Consider the following 25231-nt stretch of genomic DNA (forward strand, 5'->3'; position numbering starts at 1 on the left):
GGGAATTATAAAACACTTCTTATCAAAGTGATCAAAAGGAGAGGGAATCATGATGAGATCAAATGCACTAAGCAGAAATGTTGTTTTATTGTCAGTTATGGCCATGGCGGCCAGTGCACATGCGGGACTTCCTGGGGGACTTCCTGGGGGACTTCCAGATGAGATTGACTACCGTACTTATCTTTCGACTTACAACTCAGCTAAATCACAAAGTGATGCGGCCAGAATGTCTGCCACTCAAATCAGTGACCTTATCCATGAACTAGCGGCCAGACTTGAGGCCAATGGAAGTGAAATCTCAATCTCAAAGAGAGAGATCGAAGAGGCCATCGCTGTTGTTTCAGACTTGAATGCACAGAATATGAATCTAGAGACAACAATCTCTGAGCTAAGCTTTGAAAACCAAGGCCTAGAACAAGAGCTTCAAAGACTTGCTGATTCTCTCGGTGATGTAAATAGCGATATCAATCGCACAGAGTCTGAGCTTGCTGGCCCTCGAAATACTGCTCGCAATCTTAAGCGTGCTCTAGACTCTGTTCTTTCAAGTCTCAGAGCTAATGGAGATCGACTCGATAATGCGCAAAAGAAATTAGACCGCACAAGAAATGAGATCAAGTCATTAGAGTCAAATATCTCAAAAGCAATTGATGAGCGTGACCGCCTAAATATCAAGCTTCCAAAAATCCAAGAAGAAATAAAATCAAAGAAACAAGACCTTGCTCAAGCAATGTCAAAGGTTTCAACGTTTGAGTCACAAGTAGCAAATGCTCGCACAAAGCTTCAAACTGCAAATACTGAAGTAAGTGAGGCCCAGGCCAAAGTTACTCAAATCGAAAATAAAATTTCAAAGCAAGAGCAAGCTGTTAAGCCACTTGTTCAAAAGAGAAGCAATCTTCAGTCTCAGCTAAGTGCTGCTCAAACAGCTCTATCTGCTAAGACAAGTGAGCTTGAAAAAGCAAAGAGTGAATTTGAGAGTGCTAAATCGCAAATCGAAGGGCTTAAGTCACAAAGAGGAGCTCTTGCTTCTCAAAAGACTAATCTTGATAACAAGAGATCGGTACTAGAAGCTGAAATGCAGCAAGTAGAGCACGCCCTTAAGGATCTAATGGCCGGAGATCGTAATGACCGTGGAAATGCTAATCAGATCAAGAACCTGAGAGAGCGTCGTAAAATCCTTAGAGATAAGATTCAACAAACAAAGACACGCCTTGCAAAAGTCGCTGCTGATCTTGAACAACTTAATAAGAAGATCGCCAAGGCACAAGGTACAATCAATGGTGGAAGCAATAAGATTGCTATCCTTGAGTCTGAAGTTAATACAAAAAAAGGTGAGGTTAGAAACCTTCGTCAAGATATCAAGGCCGTTGAGGCCGAGATCGCTCAAGCTGCTCCTCAACTAGAGAAGCTTAAGCAAAGACTTGCAACTGCAAAGAGCGAGCTTAATTCAGCTAAGACTGCACAAGCGTCAGCAAAATCAAATCTTGATAAGGCACAAGCTAAGCTTGCTCAAGTTAAATCGGATATCAAGCGCCTTGATGGTGATATCGCTTCACTTAAGGATCAAAAGCAAAAGGCGACACAAAGAGTTGCTCTAATTGATTCTGATCTTAAGAAGTTTAGAAACGAGCTTAATCGCGAAAAGAATCAATTTGAGACTCAACGTCGTGAAGTTGGCTCACTAAGAAATACACAAAAGGCACTTGTTGCGGAACGTGACTCATACCAGAGAAGACTTTCAGTGGTTGAGTCAGATATCAAGCTACTTGTTGATCGTCTTGATACTCTTCACGTCACAAGACTTGAATTAGAAGAAGAATCTCAGGCGAGAAGTGAAAGACTTGTTGCTAACCAAAATATCATCGCTGAGTCATCTCAACGAATCATGCAAAATTCAAGTGTGATCGCTTCAAAGAGATCTCAGATGGCAAGTAATGAAGATCGCATCGCTGAACTTGAAACTGAAAGAAGCCGTCTATTAGAAGATAAGCTTGTTAAAGAAGAAGAATTTGCAAGAGCGGATACAGTCGCAAGTGATCTTGAAGATATCACAAATGAGAAATATCAAGCATACCAAAGTCGTAGCAACCTATACGTTCAATACGAAAGAGATGCAAAAGCTCTTGGGGCCTCTCAAGGTGAAGCTGCTGGAGCAACAGCAGGAGAGTATAAGGCAAGTGCCGATGTACAAGAAGATGCAAACTTCTTTGGAAGTGCAAACGGTAAAAAACTAGGTGAGCTACGTGGCTACCTTGCAGGCCTTAAAGACGGTAAAGAAGACGGGCTAACAAAAGGTTATGAAGCCGGTGTTAACTCTCAAGCAAGCTATGATGAAGGTTTTGCAAAGGGGTATGAGGCCGGTGTTGCTAAGGCCAAGAGTCTAGCAAAAACACAAGAATTCCCAAGAGGATATGAGCAAGTTAAGAGCGAGACTTTCTCAAATAAACCAACAAATAGAGTGATGTTATCAAATAGTGTTAACGGAAGCCTTTTCTTAGAAAAAGCATTCTCAATGGCACAAGAATTTGTTTCACCACTTACAGAAGCATTTGATTTCGTCGCTCCTGAATATACAGCGTCTACTGAGTCGTTAAGCTTGGCCTTTAATTCAAAAGTCGATCAAGAGATCGCAAAGACGCAAAGAGAGATTGAATCTTATGAAAATGATCGTGCAAAAACGAAAGCGCTACCACAATATGCTTACACTGCACCAACTCGTATCGATATCGATGAAGACTTCAAAAATTGCTTTGATGTTTACAAAGGTGTTAATGATTTCAAGCAAGCATGTGGCGCCTCTTACGATGCCGCTTATAAAGCTGAATTTAGTGCTAGTCACAAAGATACTTACTTCGCAGGCTACGTGGACTTCTTTGAGAGTTCTCGCGATGAAGCTGCCGCTGGTAATTTTCAAGCTGAAACGCAAAAAGGTTTCGATAAGGCCTACAAAACTGCCTTTGCTGAAGCTCGCTTAGAAGGTGAGGGAGTTGCCTTCAAAAATGGTGCCGCAGATGGTGAGGAAGCTGGGTTTGATGAAAATATCCAAGCAGCTAAAGAAGAAATGCTTGCTCTTGGTAAGTCTCAAGCAAAGAAGCTATTTGCAGCAAACGCTGTTGTAAGACTTAACCAGGCAGCACAAACAAGTGTTAAAACTGAAGATGCAAAAGGTCTAACTCAAGATGGAAAATTCTCTGTTGGACTTGGCCTTGTGAACTTCGGAAAGCTTGCTTCAAATCGCGGAGCAATCAGTGCAAAAGTTGTAGCAGCGACTTCAAATGTTGAGATCGTAAACTCTCGAGCAAACCTAAGAGTGCTACCTGCACAAGCACAAATTGATTTAACTGATGTTATCCAAGCGAAGGTTGCAAATAACGCTCGCCCAGGATCAGATATTGAAATGAAGATTGAGTTAACTTACCCAGGTGATGAACTAAGTGGAAGCTACACTGAGATTGCAACATTTAATGCAAATGTTGTGGTTAACCCAGAAGTTCAAGTGGCCCTTGAGTTTGATGATAAGGTTAAGGATCGCAAGTGTACGCTAGGTCTATTTAACTGTAAGTTTAGAAGCCATGACGTAAAAGTTAAGCTAACAGGCCAGCGTGACTTTGTTCCTGGAAGCTACGATATTGCTATCAGTGTTCTAGAAGGTGACAAGTTTGTTGAACTTAAGAAGGGATCAACTAAGGTTGCAGCTCCAGGTCGCGGTGTGACAGCAACAGGTTCTCTAACTTATAAGTTTAAGAAAAAGACAAAAGACGATAAGCTTAAGTTTAAAGTCGATGTTTCTTACAAAGGCGAGCTACTTCAGTCCAAAGTGTTCGATGTAAAAGCAAAATAAGATATTAAAATGCCTCCGTAAGGGGGCATTTTTTTTGGTCTGCACAATGACTTCTTAATTCTTGAAATTGGACAGCAGCATCAGCATTATCATTGTGAGCGATTGTCGCTCCCCCAAGCTCTCCCCAGTCTTCTTTGCTATATTCAAGATTACCTTTCTCGTTAATTTTCATTTTCTCTTGGCAGAAATAATTAAATATTGGATTGACATCATTATCTCGTACACAAAGCTCAATTTCTCCATTAACGATTTGGTAATGTGAAATGAGGACAGCATGAGTGTAGCCAGTTGTATCTTTCTTTGTGAAGACTAGTTGTGGTTGTTGATTATTATCAATTTTCTTTTTGATATCTTCAAGAAGCTGTTGTGACTTCTCTTGTGCCATTGGTGTCGTGGAAAGAGTTGTCTTTAGGCCTTGAAATGTCATGGCCTTGTCTGCCCATTCCTTTGCCATCTTTGTTGCAATATAGGACTGAAGCTCCGGGTGGGCCGAAAACTCATAAAGATTCTTAAAACCTGGAATATCTCTCACTTTATTATCAGCAATATCATCAATGATCTTTTTATAGTATTCGATTGATTCCTTGCGCTCTTTTGAATCTGGCGCACCATTCATTGCAATACGCTTGTCTTTTTTGGTTTCATCAAAGAAGGCCAGGCGATTAAACTTTGAAGTTAGAGAAGCGTGTCCCCAGCAGTATCCTTGGGTACCCTCGATATCTGAGATAGCGAGGGAGTCATAATTTCTAAAGGCCATGGAGTTTTCAATATTACTATTTTCATATAATTGATCATTTCTTTTGAAGATATCAAAGTTATTCGGGCATAGTGTCTCACACGAACAAGTCTCATTTGTGCAACTTCCCCAGGCCTTACATTCACAGACCTGTTCTCTGGTATAAAAAAAGATTTCTTCGATACTTGTGAAATTTCCATCATCGCTTGGCCCTGAATTTATTTGTGTGCCAATACATGTGCTATCCGTTTCTGGAATAAGTTGCTTTTCCTGGGCCGTTTCACTTCTGGTTTTAATTTGATTGTACTGATAATTACTAATCGCTGTCTTCGCTCCACGGTAGGGAGTTGTAATAAGATTCTTAACCGCTGTTGCCGCACCTAGAGTTGTTTGGTTACAAGATTGTAGACTTAGTAATGAGCTAAGAAATAGTAAGGATAGAAGTAACTTCACGACTCTATATCCTTTAAGGCCAAAGTCAGATAGTGAAGACTCGGGGCCTCTTTCTTTGCTCTTTGGATGAGCTCTTTTAATCCCTTGTGTTTAAGCTTTCCAGTTTTTATATAGCGACAAATCTCCATTGAGACTGCATATGAATTTGGAAATTCCTTAAGCATTTGCTCACAATAGAAACCATTCTTCTTTCCTCTTAGGCGCGAGAGAACATCATACTCAATCTTTGCATTGATACTTGCATGCTCAAGCCCCGTTGGGTTTCTAAGAGCAAGGGCCTTGGCGTAGTCTTTCTTTGCCATAAGTTCTTTAAGATTTTGGTCTTTAAAGAATTGGCCATAGAAGCCATTTTGGATTTTCTTTGAATTTGAAAAGACTGCTTCCCAATAATCTAGAATTTTAGCTTTATTCTTATCTTTAGAATTAACGATTTCTTTTTTGTATGTTTTGAAATAACTCTTTGCTTTCTTTTGGTCTGATTTAAAAAGCGCAAATAAATAGGATGTCTCTAGCTCAAGAGGGTCAATCTTTTTAGGCTTAAGGGCCTTGGCCTTTTCATAGAATGTAATGGCCTCTTTTAGGTGGCCATGAGTTTCAAGCTCAAAGGCCAAGACAATATAAGCATTAAATTTTTGCTCATTTGTAAGGGACTTTTCAATCTTATGTTTTTTTACAATTTCTTGGGCACTACTTAACAGGCCAGCATCAAGTGCTAGGGTATTAAGGGTTAAAATATATAAAAGTCCAATGATTCCAACTATCTTCACAGCTACCTTATCGGAATATCTGCAAGTTTATTAACCTCTTAAGTGTCTGATTTTACGATAAGTGTAATAAGTTTTTAATAGGCGATAAAGCGAAAGTTTGGGAGGATATTAGGATGAAAAAACTAATTCTTACTTCTTTATTTAGTCTTGCATCTTTTGCAAATAATTGTTCAAACCTTGAGGCCATTGCTGACACTTTTAAAAGTGACTTAAAGGCCGAGCTTGAAAAGACATTCTATCCTGAGGATATTCAGGGCCAGGAGCAGTTTCGCGTAAAAGTGGGACAGAAGTTAGATTACTTAAAAAGCTTAAAGCACCAAATTGATGTCTGCTATCAAGATTATCAAATGGAGGATGAAGTTTATAATTGTAGTCTTTCGGCAGATCTTCTTAAGTCTCGACATCCGGGTGGCCTTACGACAAGTTACACCAATGCTCTTTCAACGGACGGGGATTGCATGACCTATCTTTTTCTAAGTCATACCATGACTCGTAATTCATCGGGCAAGGTGATTTTAAAAAGCCTTGGTGGAAAATTTGAAATCAACACGCTTTATAAGTGTCATGGTGATTACACCAATGAGGAAAATTCATTTCGTAAAATGATTCTCTCTGGTGATAATTTCTTTGTAATGGATCAGTATATGATTTATCGAACAGATGTGAAGGTGCTTGGAAAGAAGTATGTGACGCAAAATCTTCTTGCCGTGGAGTATATGGACAAAGAGATTGTCTTTAACTACGGCAGCGCTGAACTTGTCATTTCAACAAAGGATGGTAGTGTGACTCGCACTAATTTCCTTTCGATGGATGAGGTGAGTGAAGGAAAGTGTGAGACTGCCTTTAGTGCAAAAAACAATTCGATCTATCCGCGCACAAATATCGATGAAGCGCGCTGGGGATTTAGGTTAGAGTATGTCTCATACTAGTATGCGAATGAAGAAGGTTTTAATCACAGGCTTTGATCCGTTTGGGACTAACTTAGTAAACCCAAGTGGTGAGGTAGTGGAAGCAACCACGGCCAATTACTCACATCTTGAGGTTCACAAATTAATTCTCCCGACGGTTTTTGAAAAGAGTCTTTCGATTCTTAAAAAAGAGGCCTTCTTTTTTAATCCCGACTACATCATCTGCTTTGGTTTAAATGAAAAGGCGGCCGAGGTGAATCTCGAAGTCCTGGCCCATAATTTAAATGATGCCAGCATTGCCGATAACGAAGGCAATTGTCCGATGGGTGAGGCGATCTTTGAGGACGGGCCTGCAACTTATGATTCAACTCTGCCACTAGGTGATATTGAGGACGCTCTTTTGGCCGCGCAAATTCCTGTTGCCATCTCTCGCGACTGTGGACGCTTTGTGTGCAACCACGTCTTCTACGGGATTCGCCATATCATTGAAGAAAAAGGGATGCGTGCCAAGGCCGGATTCGTTCATCTTCCAAGCTTTGAGACCATGGAGATGGCCCAGCAGGTAGAGGCGCTTGAGGTGATTCTCGCCGCGCTAAATCATTGAGAGTAATCTTCTGAACCGTTTTCTTTCCACTTTTGAAATGCTGTGCTATACTGCCACTTACGTATATTTGTTCCAAATATCCGTGTCAAAACAAATGGGGGTGCCCTGGTTTCGACGGGATGGTTGACAGGTATCCGGGCGTGTCCAGGTTGGTCTCCACGGTCCTGGTAAAAAGGAGTCCACCGTTAATTGCAGACGATTATGCAATGCCAATGGCTGCCTAATTAATTAGGATTAGTCTTGTGAGGCGCTACTGCCAAGAAACAGAATGTAGCAATCCAGTTGAATCTGCTGGTTAACTAGGTTCCGAGCCTGCCGGGGCATCTCGTAAATCACTCACCGGGGTTTGCCGAGGTCACGTATCACGGACAGTCTTGTCTTCTGACGATAAATGAAGACTACGCACGTAGGCCGCTATCAAGATGCTATTTCGGACGTGGGTTCGATTCCCACCACCTCCACCAGAACCTAGTAACTTGTTGAAATTAAAGACTTTTTTCTGGTGGTTTTGCCCGATTGTGGCAAAATTGTGGCAGAGTTATTTTTTGTTTTGATATTTTTTTATACAAGATGGACAAACTTTCTTTAGTTCATGCTTGCCTAGGAAGCCTGAAGAGTTTTTCTTATTGAAGCTTTTACCGCACACGTTGCATTTTTTACTTAAAAAACCATCATTTTGATTAATGGCTAATTCATAATTTGAGAAGCTTTGATTAGAGTTGTTCGGTATATAATAGTTTGTAAAGTTATCTGTTACTTCCATTGTAATATCACTATTTCTTGGTAGAAAGTTATCGATTTCGCTAGATGAGTAGTAATTAGATAGTTGATTAGCATTTAAATCATTGTCAAAGAAGTAAGAAGTTCTCCCTGAAGATTTAACTAATTCATTTATATATTTAGAAATCTCTATCGCTTCATTCTCACTAATAATTGAACCTTTTGAGTTTATGTAATTTAATAGTTCTGTAAATAATTCGCCGTTATTAGGATTATGCCTATAAGTTCTAATCATATTTCTAATATATTTTTCTAAACTACTCAGTCTTGAAGCAGTACTCTTGATTTCTGTTTCCTCTATTGATTCTTTATCAATCTTTTCTTCTAAATGATCATTTATGTACCTAAGGAACTGTTTAGGACTATATTGATAGTATTGTTGTTGAGTTCTTTCTTGAAATTCTTTGATTAGTTCGATTCGGGGTGAGATTATTTTATTGTTTAATATTGTCCACCAGTCTTCTTTGTCATCATCTGTTACAAAAATAATAGGAGTCTTGTTTTCTTTAGCAAAGTTAATTATTGACTCCCAGATTACTAAATCTCCATATTTTCCTGTGCCATCAATATTTTCTTCTTTTTTATAATCCTCGTAGCCTGGAGGGGTTTTGTTTTTAAACCTTTCTTTTCCTTTCTTGGAAATCTCTTCTATTTCATTTTCTGTGAATTTTTCACCAATCGAATTCTTGAAAATTATATCGTACTGGTTTCTTATTAAGTCAGCTTTTTTATAGTCTGGATGTTCTTTATGATTTTCTTTTATTGTTTGTTTAAGATTCTCAATCTTTTCTCGTATATTGGATATCGTTTCACTGTATTTGCGGCGCTGTTCTATCAGGCCTATAAACTTACTAAGATGGGTATCGATTTCTTTTTCTGTTTGTTTATCGTCTTTTTCTTCTGAATGAATAACTTTAAGTCTGTTTTTCTGATACTCTAGTCCAACAATGTATGGAATATGAATTCTTTCTTTTAATTGCTTGAGTGTGTTAAGCCATCCATCTCTAGTCGATTTAGAGTACCTATAGAGGTTGAGAAGAACATTGGTATCCAAAACAATTACAGCTTTAGATAGTAGTTTTCTTTTTTCATTATTACTTATTTCATAAAATTCTTTAAAGGTATTTTTCACTTGAGCTCCCTCAAGAGGTTATCGACAAAATAAGCCAGCTACTTAAATAAAATTAGTAGCTGGCAATGATTAGAATGAAATAAACTCACACGCTCGTTGCATGAACTTTTTGTCCAAGTGAGCGTAGATCATTGTTGTCTGAATTTCGTTGTGACCTAAGAGCTGTTGTAGCACGTAGATATTACCGCCATTCATGACAAAGTGACTTGCAAAAGTATGTCGTAAATCGTGGAATCGAATGATCCTAGACACGCCTGAATTGATTTGTGAGGGTTTAAAGTTCCGCTGAGTGATATGGTCGTAGCGAACAGGAGTTCCATCTTCTTTCGAGAAAATAAATGGACCTCTCATTTGCGTTTTAAGGCGATTTTTTAAGATGGCCCTTACCTTATCATTCATTGGAATGTAACGAGTTTTACCACTCTTTGTATTTTCAATTAATCCTTCACGCTTCATTGAGCGAGAAATTACTAATTGATTACCTTCAAAATCAACCTTATCCCAACAAAGCCCAACAACTTCACCAAGTCTAAGGCCAGTATTAAGTGTTAGCTCATATAGGTCATGTAATTCATCATGATCTCTTGTGTAGTCTAAGAATTGTTTTACTTCTTCTTTTGACCAGTAGGAGAGGTCACGAGATTTTTGTTTTAATTCTTTATATCCTCGAATTTTATTTTTAAAGATATAACCCATCTTTTCAGCATCATTCATGATGGTCTTGAAGTTCATCATGTTCTTATTAACTGTGCGATTGGTTTTTCCTGATCGAAGAATAAAGTTTTCAACTTTCCTTGCGTGATTGTACTCGATGAATTTCAACTTAATGTTACCTAGTGTTGGTATTAGATATTGATTGATAGTGGAGTGGTAGCCCTTTATTGTTTTAGGGGATTTTCGTCCATGTGCAACTTCATCAAACCAAAGCTCACAAAACTCTTTAACAGTAACGTCTTTTTGTATGACTTGACCTGTAGTCTCATACATTTCATTTTCGACTTTTAACTTTGCTTTAAATTGTTCAGCATCATGTTTTCGTCGAAACGATTTTGTTACACGTCGGCCGTCTAGCATTCGCATATCAACTCGAAATACACGTTTAGACTTTTTCTTTTGCGTTTTCTTCTTAGTAGTTTTTTTAGGCTTTGATAATCCCGTGTCTAAGTAAAGCACGTTACTATCAGCCTTTTTAGCATTCTTCATGCAAATCTCCATGTTAAGAGACTTGCTATCTACTGTCGGTCCTATTATTCGATTGTTAAAGAGCGTGTTGAATGTAGCTAAGTGATGATTGTTTGTCATGGCCTCGTGTTATTTCCTGTTATTTTTTACATTTTCGATGACATTCTCATAAGTTACTGGCTTGTCTGATGTGAATGCTCCTGTCTCTTCGTTGAGATATGTGTACTCAAGTTCAAACCACCTATTATTCGCACGAGAGTAGTGCCTCGATTTATCGATCAAAATATAAGTCTTTTTTGGATATAAATTGTGACAAGCATTTAGAGTGTAGATATTTTCGGGAATGGTACTCATGCACCTATTGCCGCTAATATGATCCTTTCTGAGCAGAATATCGCTAAAAAGTGCATTTTTTTTAGGGTGCGAAATTATAAAAACTGGAATTTCGAAATCAATTGCAATCTTTTTGAACTCTTTAATAACTTTTGATTGAATTTGAAACTCTTCAGAGAATATTCCTGTACTGATGTTGTCATAGAAGAGTGACTTAATATTATATGACTCAATAAAGCGTCTAATTTTTGCGAAATAGTGCGAAAAGTGACGAATAGGATCTAAGTCATTATCAAGCTCAGAGAAAACTTTTATGTTTTTGAGCGTTTTTGCAACATTTCGCTTAATTTTGTCGCAATTTGCATACAAATTTATCTGATACTTAAAAGAGTCACAATCTTCCTCACTTAGAATCACTAATGAGTTTTCATGATGAGCAGTATCTAAAATGATACTTCTTAAAAGTGTCGATTTTCCTTTTCCTGATTCACCTACAAGAATATGAAGTTGTGAATTTCTTAATCCATAATGAGAATTTAGAAAATTATATCTCGAAAAGTAGTCCTGATTTTTTAGTGTCGCTTTGATTAACTCTTGTTCATCAGCCGACATAAGAGAGGTTTCATTAAGACCGTAATAGATAAGCCTTGTAACAGTCTTGAGAAAGCCTTTCTCATAGTTCATGCTCTTAATTTCTTCGTTTTGAACAGCACTAATAAGAGCTTTGTCGTATGGAGTATTATTATCTTTTAAGTTCTTTATATATTTATAGGCTAGAGAACTTTTAATTTTATCAGAAGAAATCATAAGTCCCTCTCTAGTATTGAATTCATAAGCCTAGTTCTTTCCTCTAAATCATCTTCGAGGGGAGTATTAGTATTACTAGTATTTATAGAGTTCAATTTTTGAACCGTTGGTAGTTCATTTTTTGAACTGCTATTGGTACATTTTTTGTTCCAATGAGGTTTATACCTATTTGATTTGTTTTGATGGCCTTGGACATAATCAATCCAACCTTCTCTTTGAAGTATATCTATGAGCTTTTTCACTGTAGCTCTCCCTTTGATGTTAAGAACTTTCATAATCGCCTCGTAAGACATAAAACAACGCTTCCTAGAGGCCAAGACCATATATAGGGCCTTGGCATTAGGTGGAACGCTAGAATCGTTAATTAAAGCGTTAGGAATCTGTGTGAAGTTCTTCTTTTTCATCAGTTTGATTCCTAGTAAAAGAAATCCCTCTTAGATTCTTCTTTCTTCTCTTCGATCCACTTGATTAGGTCGCTTTGGTCAAAACGCACTAATCTTCCAACTTTTAGGTAGGGGATTTCATCTTTAAATACGGCAGAGCGTAACCATGAGACTTTTAGGTTTAAGAATTCTGATGCTTCTTCGATTGATAATAGTTTTGTTTGGGTATTCATTTTATCCTCCTGTTGTTTTTTAGAAGGATATGAAGTTGGGTGAGGTTACATAAGGGAGGAAAGAAATTTATTTTTTTTTATCTTTCCTCGCCCCCCTTGCAAGTTTCTTTTGTGACTGTAATGTATTGTTATCTGGATAGTATTTCTCAAATTTTTGCAATCTTTTGCGGAGCGTATCTTTATCTTGCATAGTTAGTTCATTTTCTATATTCACTAAGAAGTCAGGGTAGTACTTCTTAAATATGTTAATTACAGCAAAGAAAGTAGGCCATACCTCATTTTTGTGAAGTTCAATTGCATACCTAACTTTCACCTGAAATAAGTTTGAATAATAATCATCTAATTTTCGTTGAGGTGGAATAATAGTTTCGATTTTATTAACTAAGTTAGAGTAGCTTTCTATTCTTGAAGATAATTCCTCTTCAGAAAGATTACTAATATCTACTTTAGAGAAATTTGTTTTCAATTCAAAGTCTAGATTAGGATATTTAGTTTTGAACTCTTTTATTTTTACACTAATTTGTTTTTCAAGTTTATCTAAGTCCTTTAGACCTTGTTTGATTTTTTTAAAGTCATTTATTTCAACTTTTTTTTCATTCTCTTTTTGAGAATAATTTACAAAAAGAATAATACATAAAGCTAGTGTTGTATCTGTACAAGACGTTGCTTCTTTTAATTCAAAGTATAATTCCTTGATGTTCTCGAAAAGGATAGAGGGAACATTTAGTCCTTCGATTGGGAATATGTTACTGAATTCTTCTATTGAAAAGTTTGCACTTATTAGGTTGTTCTCAACTTTTTTACCTAAATCTTTCATTTGGACTCATGTTAAATGCGGTGACGCCATTTTCCAATTTTAAAATTTTATCAAAATTCTGCATTAAAAATTTAGCTACTGTTTCCATAATAACTCCCACTTGAAATGAGTCTAGTAACGACTCCGGATTGTTTGACCCTAGCAGAACGAACATGAGAAGTTTCACTATTAGCTTGAGGATTCGAACCCCTTTGACGCCACCGAAGATGTAATTAAATAACTTATCGGTATATCTTTAAATAAATTAAGATTATTTTAGTTATCATCTGTATATACCGAAGTAGTAATTATCAATTTATTATTAAAAAGGAAGATGAGTGACGAAAGTAATTCTTAAAGATGATTGGGATAAATCTATCTCAAACCCTTGTGATGATGAATCAGGTATGTTTATTGGGCGTGAAGTAGAGGTTGAAAGTCTTAAAAATTATTTTAAGAGAAGAGATAGCTCTTCAGTTTTAATCTCTGGTCATCGAGGTTCGGGAAAGAGTAGTTTTATTAAAAAAGTTATCCATGAACTTAAAAAGAATGTAAATGATGAGCAGACAATAAAATGTGTATATCTAAATGCTCCATTAGCTTTCAGGAAAAATGGTGTTGAAGAAAAGTCGTTTGATAGGAGACATTTTTATAGAACTTTAGTCTCTAGGCTTTATCATGAAATGATTGAAGAGGTTTCTAATAAATCGGATATTGGGAAAGGTATTCGAGACTTATATCATAAAACAATTGCACAAAAGTATTATAAAGAAAATGAATCTAATATAGGTGAGCAGAATAAGGCACATACTGAAATCCTAAGTAGTTATTCACTAGACGTAGTCAAAATTATACAACTAATGATGGTGATATTGCTGTCATTTATTGCCTATAGTTTCGTTGATGCAATACATATTATACCTGAAGAGTTTAGGCGTATTGTCGCAAGTGTGAGTGCTTTTGGTACTTTATTTACACATAAAATTATTGTGAACAAAAAGAAAGTGGAAAGTCACATAAGTGAAAAGAATGAAAAACAGTACTATCTTTACGATAATGATATTTCAACGATTGAATATGAACTAGAAATTATTCATCGTAAGATGAAAATAGAGAATATAAAACTTTTATATATTTTTGATGAATTAGACAAGGTCGATAGTACGGCATTTTCATTAACATTAAATGAGATGAAAAACTTTATTTCATCGGGCTATACGCATTTTGTATTCTTGACAGATGAAAAGTCGAGTGAAAAATTTAATCAAGATAATGATCTCCAAAGAGGTGAGTCTTATACTTATTTTACTAATAAAGTTTATATATCAAGACCAAGTATTAGTGATTTAAAAAAGTATTTAGGATCAATCGTTTGTGAATCTAGCGATGGAGAAAAGTATCATTTATTGGTTGATGCGTTGATTTTTCGATCTAAAGCGGATTATTTTGATTTAATTCAGGAAATTCTAGGGCATGTAAATTCATATGAAAATGGACCAACAATCAATATATTTGCGGACTATGAAGAAAAGGTTAGATATATGTCGAATATATCTAACTGTGTTTTCCTGATTTTTGAAAAAAAATATAAAAGCCTTAATCAAAAACATTGGAGAAGGAATGAGGAAATTTTAAGAAACTTGTTTGATTTTGCACATAAAATATTCTTTTATCGTTCAAGTATTCCCATTAAAGATTATGTAGATGGTGAAAGTGAAATGAGTTATCTTGCAAAAAAAGACGTTGGAGAGCAATTGGTACGTTTAGGCTGTATTAAAAAGAAAGCAGATGTACCTATTTCGAATGTCGAATTTACTAGTCAATACACATCTTACATATCCTTAGGTGACTTTAATTTTACACCACCAGGCGAGCTTGGATTTCTTAGTAGTTTTGAATCTAGTTTTGTAGAAGATGTTAAAAACTTTATCGTTACACTTAATTATTTCTCTAGTATTCTTAACTGTTTCATTACAGATAATTATTACTCATATTTAGATATGGAAAATATGAATAATATTGTAAGCAGTTATTCAAAAATAGCTGATAGGTTCAGGGCAGACTTTGCTTGGAGTATAAAAAATTGCGAAAAATCATTTAATATTTTTCAGAATTTTCATAAAGAGCCTCCTGTCGTAACTGATATAGATACTCTTGAATCAAATAATTCAATAATAGATGCCGAGACTGCAAGCATGGAAAATAGAATAGTTTCCAGTGTATGTAAAATATGGTGCAAGAGTTTAAATTCTAGAATGCACCACGATATTACCTTGGAGTCTTATAGTAGAACTCAGCTGCATATGTATGATTATTTAAAAGATTTTGATATAGAGCTAGCTAGTAGAATCTCAAATAAGAAGAACCATGTAATTTGGAAAAAATCATCTAGAAAGGCTATATTTGTATTACATTCTAATGATGACATCACTAAGGGAATTCCAAGTCTTCTCAATAAAGATCGATCTGATGCAGCTACGAAGTATTCCATTTTGTATTTATCAAATACGGCCAAAAAACCATCTTTAGAAGATAGAGTGTTTTATGTAAATTTGAATAAATCCAGTTTTGAAAAGGATTTGAAAACACAATTACGACTCTTAGAAGATTGGCTTGCAGTAAAATAGCAAACTAAATATAGATCGTACTCATATTGATAATTGTGGCAAATTTGTGGCAGATGAAACAAAAATAGCTCTCTAAGGCCGATAATAGGGGACAATAAATAACAAGTCGGTTGTGGCACGATTGCCAGTTATAATCGATGTTTTGAATGTTTTAGTGTTATATGTTTTTCTCCTTTGTTAATGGTTGTTATGACGCTCTAGGCCTCCCACCACCTCCACCAAGCGCATTCGCGTTAAAACTCCTGAGGAGTTTTAACGAGCCGCTACCTCCCCAACATTTGGAAATTTTAGTTACGCCGAGAGGAGTGCAATTATGCACGACGGTTCGGTAATGGAGGTATGGGAAAGGCTTTCGACTGTTTGCAAGGAAACAGCTTTGGTTATGTTCAGTCGCGACGTTATTACGTCAGCGATCCATGGGTGGAGATCACTTCTCTTAATTTCTCCATTTAAATGTGGAAAAATTGTGGCAGGATATCTTTTTACTGTCTTGTAGGCTTAATGTTTTCTGGTTTTATATATTTATTTTTTAAAAGTAGAAGGAAGGCTATTGCTAAGGTTTCAGTAAGTATTGTGTAGATAGTTTGTTCTAGCGTATTCAATGAAGTCTCATAATTTAGTTGAAACATTGGAAAGTATAAATATGGAATATAGATCATTATAAAACCAACTAAGTACACAGAAATTTTTCGAATAATCTCTACTTTTAAAATATTACCTAATCCTATTACTGCAATAAATATGTGTGTAGGTTTTACTTCATTCGTTAAAGAAATAAAGTAAGCAGTAATACCTATTAATAAAAAAATTGTACCTATAATGTAATGTCTGTATTTCTCTAATAACCTCATTATAGTATTCTATCATATATTTGTTTAGCTTTTTCTTCGTTACGTGGAAAACGAAATTTTAGTAATTTTAATGACTTCGAAGTGAAAACATATTGTTTTATTAAGTTGATGACTCTGTTCAGTTTTCTTATCTAATTTGCCGAGTAATAATTAATAGAATTTTAAATTGGCTATGTGGTGTCAATGAAAATGCATCAGGAGCTATTATTCTAAGTCATTATATTACGTCGGAGTATAAGGGAGAAATTTATGATAAATAATTTTTTTGATAATTTACTAAAATATCTAGATCTTTTAAAATATTGTCCTCAAATTTTATTTTTTATTTCTCTTCTGTTTTTATCTGAGACCTTGCGACTCACTGGGGATATTAATATTAGTGATGTAAGTGTTGGCCTTGGTGTTAACTATATTTTTTTTGTTTTTGCTAGAATATTCAATGTGACCTTGCTAATTGCTAGTGCTGCTTTTTTAGTTAGTTTTACTATTAAAGAATTAGTTGTAAGAAATAATATTGATCAGTCGATAAACTCAGACAATTTAACAATGGGAATGTTTATATATGTTCTCGGCTTAGTAATAATAAAGCAATCCGTATTTTTTGAAATTATTTATACGAAAATAATTATAGCAATTTGGCTACTCAGTATTTTTATTTACTTCTTGTTTAAAGAAATAAAGAGAAAATATTCAGGACAATTGATTAAAGTGTTGGGTATAAGTATTATTCGTTCCTTTATGTTTTTTAGTCTACTTACTGTTAGCCTTTGTATTGTACTCCTTTTTTTTACAAAGGGAGGAAGTGATAATGCTATTGTCTTTTTTATGTTTGCAATTGGTTATTTTACATTAAATTTAAACTTATTTTCAAATACATCAATTGTGCAAAGTGCTGGGCTATACTTGGCACTAACTTTTGCACTTATAATTTTTTCGGGCTCATTCATTGAATATAACAGGGATGTTTTAAGTGCATTAAAAATTTCAAATTATAAAGTTGATATCATTCAATTTAAAAGTGAAGAAAGTTGTAAAAATATAATAGCATCAATTGAAGCAGTTACTGGACTTCAGGAGAATTGTGAAAAATTTCGAAGCTTTAAACCAAAAAATGAAATAAGCGTTGTAAGTTCTTGGGAGAGTGAAAATCATTTAATTGAAATTTTAGAACATAGATTAAGAATCCCTAAAGATGGGGTACTTATTTTGAGAAAAAAAAATAAAAATGATTATAAAATGATTGAACATTTTTTTAATTTGAAGTTTTATTTCAAAACTTAATAAAGTATTTAATCTAGAGTTGTTTCTTTGATTTGGTGTGTTGCGATGTCAGCGATGCATGGGCGGAGACCATCTCTCTTAGAAAACTCCATTCAAATGTGAAGAGCCAAAATTGTGGCAGGGTTAACTTCCTGCCTTCCAATATAAAAAACTTCAATATCATGTAAAATAACTCTATTGATAGGGAGTTATTAGTGTCTGAAACAATTAAAGTCTTAAATATTGCACAACCAAATGCACATAATATTATCTTCGGTGATAAGAACGTCGAAAATAGATCTCAAATCACATACTTTCGTGGAACAATCGCAATTTATGCTTCGGCGACGTATCGGCCTTCTTGGTTTAAAGACATAGACTTAAAGAAAGAGGACTGTGAATATGGAAAGATTATTGGTTTTGTCGATATCGTTGATTGCATAATTGAAGAAGAGGTAACAGATAAAACACATAAGTGGTTTTATGGGCCATATGGTTATGTTTTGGAGAACCCGCGTTTTCTCAAAGAACCTGTTGAAGTTCGTCCGCCTACGGGAGCAGTTGTTTGGTGGAATCTTGAAGGGGACTTTGCTTCACAGTGCCTTTCTCAAATTGATATGTCGAAATATAAAAGTGTAGTTAAGATAGATGCTGATCCTGCGAAGCCAATTTTAATTAATAAGAAGAAAGGAAAATATACACCTTCACTGAACCTTAGTTCGATTACAGGATTTGCTTCAATTAGTTTTAATGATGCCTATGAAGCATTAGCTGATTATGCAGATGAATATGGACTCTTTTATTATGAAAATGATGACGAAAGTAATATTCAAAATTTTAGAATGAGAATGGAAGAGTTATTCTCGACTCTAAGTGACAGAGAAGTTGTTAATTATGATGAATTTTTAGAAATTATAGAATCTAATCTTGAAATATGTGATGTTAGTGATTTCATCCCACCAAAAGAGCTAGAGATCATTCTTGGGAAGAAGGCTATTTCTTTAAAGCAAGCATTTGATAAGTTAGAAAAGTATCTTGATAGGAATGATTTATTTGTGGAGTCAGATGACCCAGATGAGTATTTATATTTGATTAAGTGTGATGATGTTTTGAGGGAGTTTACTAAGAAGGATACGATCTCGTATAAAGAATTAGGACGTTTACTACGAGATTCCTTTGAATTTTGAAGGCTGAATATTAATGATGAAAGAATACTTACTCTCTATATTCTGTCAATTACTTCGATAATACATTTGTTTAACTTTATTCGGGCAGTCGTGAAAATTTAGTACACTATTCTTTGAGCATGAATTATTTTATTATTACTTTAGTGTGTGAACCAATTTATAATTGATTTAAATATCACTCCTCTTTTATTTTTACTTGTGCGATGGAAGTACCTTTTTATACAGGTTTCAGGGACTTTTTTGCGCTTGATTTTTCTAAATTGTTTAAAATAGATTATTAAAGTTATATTTTGTAGGCAGAAATTGGTTAAGTATATTAGGTGTATACGCTTCCTTGGTAAAATCATTTCACCTCTATGAGATTAAGTGTGTTGCCAATCTTCTCTAGGATATCAATTCTAATATATAAGCTCTTATATTTAATCGCTGCCTCAAATATCATAACATTTTCTTTCTCTAGAAGAAGCTCCATAGTTTTCTTATGAGAGATTTAATAATCTAGCTATGTAATGTCGTAGGCTCTAGGGTAGTAACACATGGAAAATTCTCCAACTTGAAAACCACCTTTTACAAGAGCTTCAAGAAATTGGTCATCTAATTTAGTATTTGAGTGCTTCTTGAGTTGAATACTCGGTTAAGTTAAGATTTTAAAAACTGTCGTTTAGGCCTTAAAGGAAGATCTTTCCCATGTCTTAAAAATTAGGGCAATTAATCCATTTGAAATCTCAAAATCCGATAAATAAGTGAAGCGGTTAATACTATCCCAAGGAGAAGATATGTCAGCATGGAAAGCCGGTGAAGTTCAATGGTTCAGTGATGAGTTTGAAGAGGGAATGGTTGTAGATCTTAAAGATGGAGAATTCTACTACTTAAATCTTTCAGCTGCCAAGAAACTTAAAGAACTATCTAAGGGAAATAAAGAGGGTGCAAAAGTTAAGTTTAAAACAAATACCTCAAAGAGATCAAAACAAGCAGCAGATATCAAGTTATTAGAGTGTTAAGGTAAATATGTCTAGAACAACTAAGAAGAAAGCTATTAAAAAAAGTAATACAGTTACAGCTTATGATTACACCAAAGATATAAGATCTTATCTCAAATCATCGTTGTTTAACTCATATTACTTAGAGAAAGGATATGTTTCTAAATTTAATGATTCTTGGATTCCTGATGGCGATGCTTGGGAACATTTTTATCATGGAATAATTGACTTCATTGAAACAAAGTCAGCTACTTTCTTTTTAGATGCAAAGCCGAGTGAGTCATTGACAGTTAGCTCTTATATTACACCTGTAATGGCATATCTAGGATGGGATACATATGGAAGATATAATCATTTTGATACAGAAACCACATATGATTATGATGGAAAGGCTTATCGTCCCGATTTAGTTTACTTTGAGACGAGTTCTGATCAAGAGAAAGTTCAGAGTTTAAAAGGGGTAATTAAAAAGTCAACGGGAAAAAAACGAACAGAGGCTCAAAAGAAATTAAGGCTACATGTCGAGAAAAAGCATAATATTGTTGTTGAAGCAAAAATGTTTGGTTTACTAAAACCTATGTCAAAAAGAAAAGATGAAGTTAAAAAGGATTCAACAAGAGATAAAACTCCCGAAGGACAGACTGTCACATATATGGAGATGTTGAGAAGTGAAAGAGGTATTCTCACAGATGGAGGAATCTGGAAGTTTTTTCATAATGAATATAGAGATGAAGGTAAGTACGTTAGTTTTGATTTTGGTAAGCTCGCCTTATGGCTTATTAAGAAAATTCAGCTAGAAGGGTTTGAGTTTGGAAACTCTGAATTTAAGAAGGATGAAGAAGAATTTACATTTTTACTCGCCTTATTTTATAACCTGTTTTCAAAAGAAGCTGTTCTAGGTGATAAGATTGCTCACTTAGTTGATCATACAAAAAAGTATTCCGAACATCTAGAGGATAAGATTAAGAATAGATTTGTAATGGCTGTAACACATGCATGTAATGGACTTGCATATGCTGTTCAGAGGGTTGGAGAAAACCCTGATGATTATATACAGTTAATAAAAAAGACCGCCGAGTCACATTTATTTAATATTATATTCTTTAGATCCTTAGAGTCGCGTGGCGTATTACCATATTTTGGAGAAGATAACTCTTATGATAAGTTATCTATATCTAAAACAATTGATACAATATACGAAAATGGTTTTAGTCCAAATCAGAGATTTAAGTCTCAGTTGAATATGTTTGAAGATTACTATCAAGAAGAAGTTGACGGGAAGACAACTACTATTTGTAATAACTTAATAAAATTATATAAATCTGTGCATAAAGGTATATCCAACGGCATTCATATTGAGGGATTTCAGGAGTCTGTATTTACCAAAGATGAATGGGCATTCGCTAAAAAATATAAAATTCCAGATGAGTATATGATAAATGTTATTTTCTATTTAAACTTAGTTCCTAAAGATAGAGATTTAGATGAGTATCAGTTGATTCCATATGATTTTTTAACACCAAGAGAATTAGGGTCAATATTCGAATCTTTTCTAGAGTTTCAAATAGAAAAAGCTGAAATTCCAATGTTCTGGGATCACAAACGCAAGCAGTGGAAGAAAAATGGCGATAAGATTATATCTTTGAGAAAGAATGAGATAATTAAGAAGGGTGAATATTTCTTTACACCAGACAATAAAGAACGAAAGATGACTGGAGCATATTACACACCAGAGTACATAGTTCAATATATCGTAAGAAATGCCTTAGGCCCAGAGTGCGAGGAAATGACTCCCAAAGAAATTTTAAACTTTAAAGTTTGTGACCCCGCAATGGGATCAGGGCATTTTTTGAAGGGAGCCTTAGAATATCTAACAGAGCTGTATATAGATGCACATTATAAACACGATATAAAGTTAAATCTTAGTCATAATCAGGCGAAGAAAAGAATACTCCATAATTGTATTTTTGGGGTCGATATTAATCCGAGTGCTGTTAAGTTATGTAAAATGAGTATGTGGTTAACCACTGCATTTTCTGAAGAGAAGTTAGAAAAACTTGATGATCAAATTATTGCTGATGATACACTTTTTGGGACAAGTTGGGAGAAGAAACTTTCAAAAGTTTGTGCAAGTGGAGGTTTTGATGCTGTGATAGGTAATCCACCATATTTAAACTTGCATTCCCAAAAAGAAATTAAGGAAAAAATCAAAGGAAATGACTTTTTATATGAACATGGTGGTATTCTAGGGGATTTAGTTTATTTATTCATTTTGAAAGGGCATAAAATTTTAAAGAGAGATGGTGTTTTTTCTTTTATTACTTCTAGGTATTATCTTGAAAATAAATTTGCAACAAATTTAAGAAAATGGCTTAAATCAAATGTTTCAATAAAAGAGATCGTAGATTTCGGAAATAAACAAGTATTTAAAGATGCAAATATACATACTTCTATTATTCAGACAAGAAATACATTTAAAAAGAATAATAAGTTTGATGTTAAAACAGATTTGAGAGGTAGTGTTGAAGTTTTTACGCAAGAGGATTTGAGTGATGAGAAATGGACTTTTAGTAAAGAAGATACCTCTCTAAATTTTAATGTGTCTAAAATGGTTAAGTTAGAAGAAGTCTTTGATATGTTCAAGGGGATTGTAACCGGAAGCAATAAAGGGTTCATTATATCTGAATCTGAGTTGAGAGAATTTGATTTTGCAAAAGATTATATATACCCAATTGTTAGGAATAGTGAAATTCAAAAAAATAGAATAGTAAGTAATGGAAAAGAGAAGTCTTACTTGTTGTACTTTAAAGATGAGAATGTGGATAAAAAAGTCATTCAAAGGTTTGAGAAGGACTTTCCAGAGCGAGTCGAATTACTAAAAAATAGATCAGAAATCAAAGATGGTAAACGAAGTTGGTTTGTAATTGATAGGTCTAGAGCTGAATTTGATTTAACTGAAGCTGCTAATAAGATATATACACCGTACAGATCAGAAACAAATAGGTTTGTACTTGAAGACAATGTATCACTTTCGGTAAGTGATACAACAATTATTAAAGCAAAAGTTAAGTTAGCAAAATCAAGATTAAGACAAATTGTTAAACTTTTGAATTCTGAAGAATATACAAAATACTTCTTAATTAATGGGAAGAAAAAAGGAAAGGTAATTGAATTTCTGCCAGGCGAGTTAGCTTCTGTTCTTATTCCTGATCCATTGAGTGAAGATGAGTTTTACAATACATTAGATACAGTTGAGGATGCTCCTATTGCAGCCTAGATCTTTATATTATTAGTATATAGTATCCCTTTTTTTAAATTCTTAGGGAATGGGATTGGCTTATCGAACTTATGGATAAGCTCGACTACCCAGCCGAACTTTGGCTTTTCCTTCCATTCCCATGGAGATCCTCTTTCAACAAGATGGAATTGACTGTCTTTGTAGAAATGGGATTTGTTCTTATATTGTATGCAACGATTGAATTTAATGATCGCTGTAATCCTTGCTTGGAAATCACCTTTTTTTCCAGGAGTTTCAATAAGTAGCATTTCTTCATTAAGGTATTTCGTCGGAATTGGATACGTTCTTGTTTCAATAGTTTTATTTCCTGTTACTATCTCTTCAGATATGGGCCATTGAATGTTGATTCCTGAGTAAGTCTTTATCATATACTAGTAAAGTCCGGGTTAATAGAAATAGAGTTCTTTTCTATTAAAAGTGGTTTTTCCAATGGTGTGTGAAGATTCATTTCATCTACAGGTGTTAAGCATTTGTGACTTGTGTGCTTCATTCTTGTTTGCCAAGGAATGTCTCTTGAAGTTTTAGGGTTTTTAAAAGCTTTAACTCGACTAATAGCATTGCAGCAGTCTTTTTTATTACTCCATAAATCCTGATCTTTCCAGAAGTGATTTTCTCCATTCCCAATATAGCATGTTGTAAACTGAACTCCATTTTGAATACATTTAGCATGTATTCTCTCATAGTAGGCTCTTATTTCTTTGTCGCTATAGTGAAAGTCTCTACTGTTTTTTTTGTTATCTTCTCTGTAGAATTTCCTTAAGTTTCTTCCTGTTGCTTTTTCAATTTGATTTAATGAAAAACCTGAAAGTCTTACCATTCCTGCAAGAATTGACTGAACACCATAACTTGTAATTTCATCAACCATTTCAAATGATGAGAAGTTAAAAGGTTTAGGCATGCTATCTTTATCGAAGTTGGGGTCAGTAAAGTAACCATCTGGATAAATTGGAAAGAATGGGTTTATTCTTACAGTAGTCCAAAAACCATTACGAACTAATTTTTGCAAAGCTTTGAGTCTTTTTTTTGCGTTTGGTGTTCCTGGCTCAATCATTCTGTTTAACTCGTCATTTGTAGAAGCAATGCTCATTTGTACAGAACATAAATCAGGATTCAGTAGCTCTAAGTAGTCGTCATGTGCAACAAGGTCAGATCTTGTAAAAATAATGTATGGGTAGTTATAATAGTTTAGTAATTTTAAAAGCTCCTGTGTTACTTTGTACTTTTTGTCCATATACATAAAAGAATCACTCATGGAACCTATTCTTACAGGGACTCTTTTTTCAAGAACATCTCTCCATTTAGACTTTTTATCAGTCTCAAAAACAGTGTAGAATATTTTCCAGATTTGACTAATATCAACTGGCATTGGAAACGGTCTGTTCCAGTATCCATGAGCTGTTAGTTCAGCTTTAGCGTAGCAGTAAACACAATCGTGTGTACAACCTCTTCCATATGTATCAATTTCAAATGCGTACAAACATTGCTGGCAAGTTGAATGACTATTAACTAGTTTGAGAGGAGTGTTGAAAGTAATTCCACCTCTTGGTTGTTCATGACCAAACCTTAGCTCTAGTTTTCTGTATGTTTCAAAGTCGAAATCACAAGGATACTTTGAAAGCTTCTTAAGTTTCTTCGCATTCTCTATGATTTTATCACTTTTAGGCGTTGGTATTTTGGGTTCTAGTTCTAGCTTTACACCTGGAAGAGTAACAATATTTTCTGATGTATCAACAGTCTTGTCCATTACTGAAGCCTTTTCTTGTTTACTTGTTTAAAATCTACAGTTGTTGGTTTTAATTTAATTTCTGGTTTTTCTATGAAATTTAAAATCGCCATTCGTGCGATGGTTGAAAAATCAAAGTACGGATTCTTCTCGATGAAGTCTTTAATTGCTTTGTCTTCTTTTTCAGAAAACCTAATTGCTTTAGTGGGCATACTTATTCCTTATTACTTGAAGCGATATATCACAAAACACTCACTCGTATAGCAATGTTTTACTTTGAATGTAGCATTTATACATTGAGAGGTGGATAATTGCCTGAAAACACTTGTGTGGAGCCTGTTTTTTTTTATATT

General features: G+C 34.7%; 20 protein-coding genes and 1 other RNA gene. 10 read left to right on the forward strand and 11 right to left on the reverse strand.

Annotated elements, in window-relative coordinates; genetic code table 11:
* The first annotated feature begins 49 nt into the window (after nucleotides 1-49).
* Nucleotides 50-3838 (forward strand): hypothetical protein, encoded by a 3789-nt coding sequence (locus ABMA76_RS02405; protein ID WP_393060801.1) that lies wholly within the window; start codon nucleotides 50-52, stop codon nucleotides 3836-3838.
* A 4-nt stretch (nucleotides 3839-3842) separates the two neighbouring features.
* On the opposite strand, the gene ABMA76_RS02410 is transcribed toward ABMA76_RS02405, so the two are convergent.
* Nucleotides 3843-5027 carry a hypothetical protein gene (locus tag ABMA76_RS02410; protein WP_392988964.1) on the reverse strand — a complete coding sequence of 395 codons (1185 nt, stop codon included), beginning with the start codon at nucleotides 5025-5027 and terminating at the stop codon, nucleotides 3843-3845.
* Nucleotides 5024-5794: a hypothetical protein gene (locus ABMA76_RS02415; protein WP_392988963.1), complete on the reverse strand. Its 771-nt coding sequence runs from the start codon at nucleotides 5792-5794 to the stop codon at nucleotides 5024-5026. Before ABMA76_RS02415 ends, ABMA76_RS02410 begins: the two co-directional genes overlap by 4 nt.
* A 113-nt stretch (nucleotides 5795-5907) precedes the next feature.
* Here ABMA76_RS02415 and ABMA76_RS02420 point away from each other — a divergent pair, with 113 nt between their 5' ends.
* The 3 genes from ABMA76_RS02420 to ssrA all read left to right on the forward strand — a co-directional run bounded on the left by ABMA76_RS02420 (nucleotide 5908) and on the right by ssrA (nucleotide 7770).
* Nucleotides 5908-6723, forward strand: a complete 816-nt coding sequence (locus tag ABMA76_RS02420) for a hypothetical protein (protein ID WP_392988962.1) — start codon at nucleotides 5908-5910, stop codon at nucleotides 6721-6723.
* Nucleotides 6724-6730: 7 nt separating this feature from the next.
* Nucleotides 6731-7306 (forward strand): pyroglutamyl-peptidase I, encoded by a 576-nt coding sequence (locus ABMA76_RS02425; protein ID WP_392988961.1) that lies wholly within the window; start codon nucleotides 6731-6733, stop codon nucleotides 7304-7306.
* Nucleotides 7307-7402: 96 nt separating this feature from the next.
* Nucleotides 7403-7770: a transfer-messenger RNA gene (ssrA, locus tag ABMA76_RS02430) on the forward strand.
* 74 nt (nucleotides 7771-7844) lie between these two features.
* Here the strand turns inward: ssrA and ABMA76_RS02435 are convergent.
* The 6 genes from ABMA76_RS02435 to ABMA76_RS02460 all read right to left on the reverse strand — a co-directional run bounded on the left by ABMA76_RS02435 (nucleotide 7845) and on the right by ABMA76_RS02460 (nucleotide 12973).
* Nucleotides 7845-9218 (reverse strand): PIN domain-containing protein, encoded by a 1374-nt coding sequence (locus ABMA76_RS02435; RefSeq protein WP_393060803.1) that lies wholly within the window; start codon nucleotides 9216-9218, stop codon nucleotides 7845-7847.
* Nucleotides 9219-9287: 69 nt separating this feature from the next.
* A complete protein-coding gene (gene xerC, locus ABMA76_RS02440; RefSeq protein ID WP_393060805.1) occupies nucleotides 9288-10421 on the reverse strand; it encodes a tyrosine recombinase XerC in 1134 nt (377 codons plus the stop codon).
* 108 nt (nucleotides 10422-10529) lie between these two features.
* Nucleotides 10530-11540, reverse strand: coding sequence for an ATP-binding cassette domain-containing protein (locus ABMA76_RS02445; RefSeq protein WP_393060807.1), 1011 nt, complete (start codon nucleotides 11538-11540; stop codon nucleotides 10530-10532).
* The gene (locus ABMA76_RS02450; RefSeq protein ID WP_393060809.1) at nucleotides 11537-11944 is read right to left on the reverse strand and encodes a helix-turn-helix domain-containing protein; all 408 of its coding nucleotides are present in this window, start codon (nucleotides 11942-11944) and stop codon (nucleotides 11537-11539) included. The genes ABMA76_RS02445 and ABMA76_RS02450 overlap by 4 nt, the downstream gene beginning before the upstream one ends.
* Nucleotides 11945-11955: 11 nt before the next feature.
* Complete coding sequence (locus tag ABMA76_RS02455; protein ID WP_393060811.1) at nucleotides 11956-12156, reverse strand: helix-turn-helix domain-containing protein; 201 nt, start codon at nucleotides 12154-12156, stop codon at nucleotides 11956-11958.
* 67 nt (nucleotides 12157-12223) lie between these two features.
* Entirely contained in the window at nucleotides 12224-12973 is a 750-nt protein-coding gene (locus ABMA76_RS02460; protein ID WP_393060813.1) for a hypothetical protein, read from the reverse strand.
* A gap of 317 nt (nucleotides 12974-13290) precedes the next feature.
* Between ABMA76_RS02460 and ABMA76_RS02465 the strand changes: the two genes are divergently transcribed.
* From ABMA76_RS02465 to ABMA76_RS02490, 6 genes are all read left to right on the forward strand, one after another.
* The gene (locus ABMA76_RS02465) at nucleotides 13291-15579 is read left to right on the forward strand and encodes an ATP-binding protein (protein ID WP_393060815.1); all 2289 of its coding nucleotides are present in this window, start codon (nucleotides 13291-13293) and stop codon (nucleotides 15577-15579) included.
* Between the two features lie 313 nt (nucleotides 15580-15892).
* Nucleotides 15893-16075, forward strand: coding sequence for a hypothetical protein (locus ABMA76_RS02470; protein ID WP_393060817.1), 183 nt, complete (start codon nucleotides 15893-15895; stop codon nucleotides 16073-16075).
* 604 nt (nucleotides 16076-16679) lie between these two features.
* On the forward strand, nucleotides 16680-17711 hold the full coding sequence (locus tag ABMA76_RS02475) for a hypothetical protein (protein ID WP_393060819.1): 1032 nt from the start codon (nucleotides 16680-16682) through the stop codon (nucleotides 17709-17711).
* Between the two features lie 194 nt (nucleotides 17712-17905).
* Nucleotides 17906-18877 (forward strand): hypothetical protein, encoded by a 972-nt coding sequence (locus ABMA76_RS02480; protein ID WP_393060821.1) that lies wholly within the window; start codon nucleotides 17906-17908, stop codon nucleotides 18875-18877.
* A gap of 776 nt (nucleotides 18878-19653) precedes the next feature.
* The gene (locus ABMA76_RS02485; protein WP_393060823.1) at nucleotides 19654-19878 is read left to right on the forward strand and encodes a hypothetical protein; all 225 of its coding nucleotides are present in this window, start codon (nucleotides 19654-19656) and stop codon (nucleotides 19876-19878) included.
* 7 nt (nucleotides 19879-19885) lie between these two features.
* Nucleotides 19886-23134 (forward strand): Eco57I restriction-modification methylase domain-containing protein, encoded by a 3249-nt coding sequence (locus ABMA76_RS02490; RefSeq protein WP_393060825.1) that lies wholly within the window; start codon nucleotides 19886-19888, stop codon nucleotides 23132-23134.
* On the opposite strand, the gene ABMA76_RS02495 is transcribed toward ABMA76_RS02490, so the two are convergent.
* The 3 genes from ABMA76_RS02495 to ABMA76_RS02505 are packed head-to-tail and all read right to left on the reverse strand — an operon-like array spanning nucleotide 23131 to nucleotide 25090.
* On the reverse strand, nucleotides 23131-23523 hold the full coding sequence (locus tag ABMA76_RS02495; protein ID WP_393060827.1) for a hypothetical protein: 393 nt from the start codon (nucleotides 23521-23523) through the stop codon (nucleotides 23131-23133). The genes ABMA76_RS02490 and ABMA76_RS02495 overlap by 4 nt on opposite strands.
* Nucleotides 23520-24899: a radical SAM protein gene (locus ABMA76_RS02500; RefSeq protein WP_393060829.1), complete on the reverse strand. Its 1380-nt coding sequence runs from the start codon at nucleotides 24897-24899 to the stop codon at nucleotides 23520-23522. Before ABMA76_RS02500 ends, ABMA76_RS02495 begins: the two co-directional genes overlap by 4 nt.
* A complete protein-coding gene (locus ABMA76_RS02505) occupies nucleotides 24899-25090 on the reverse strand; it encodes a hypothetical protein (protein WP_393060831.1) in 192 nt (63 codons plus the stop codon). Before ABMA76_RS02505 ends, ABMA76_RS02500 begins: the two co-directional genes overlap by 1 nt.
* Nucleotides 25091-25231: the final 141 nt, after the last annotated feature.

This window comes from Halobacteriovorax sp. ZH5_bin.2 (assembly GCF_043196375.1).
GTDB lineage: Bacteria > Bdellovibrionota > Bacteriovoracia > Bacteriovoracales > Bacteriovoracaceae > Halobacteriovorax_A.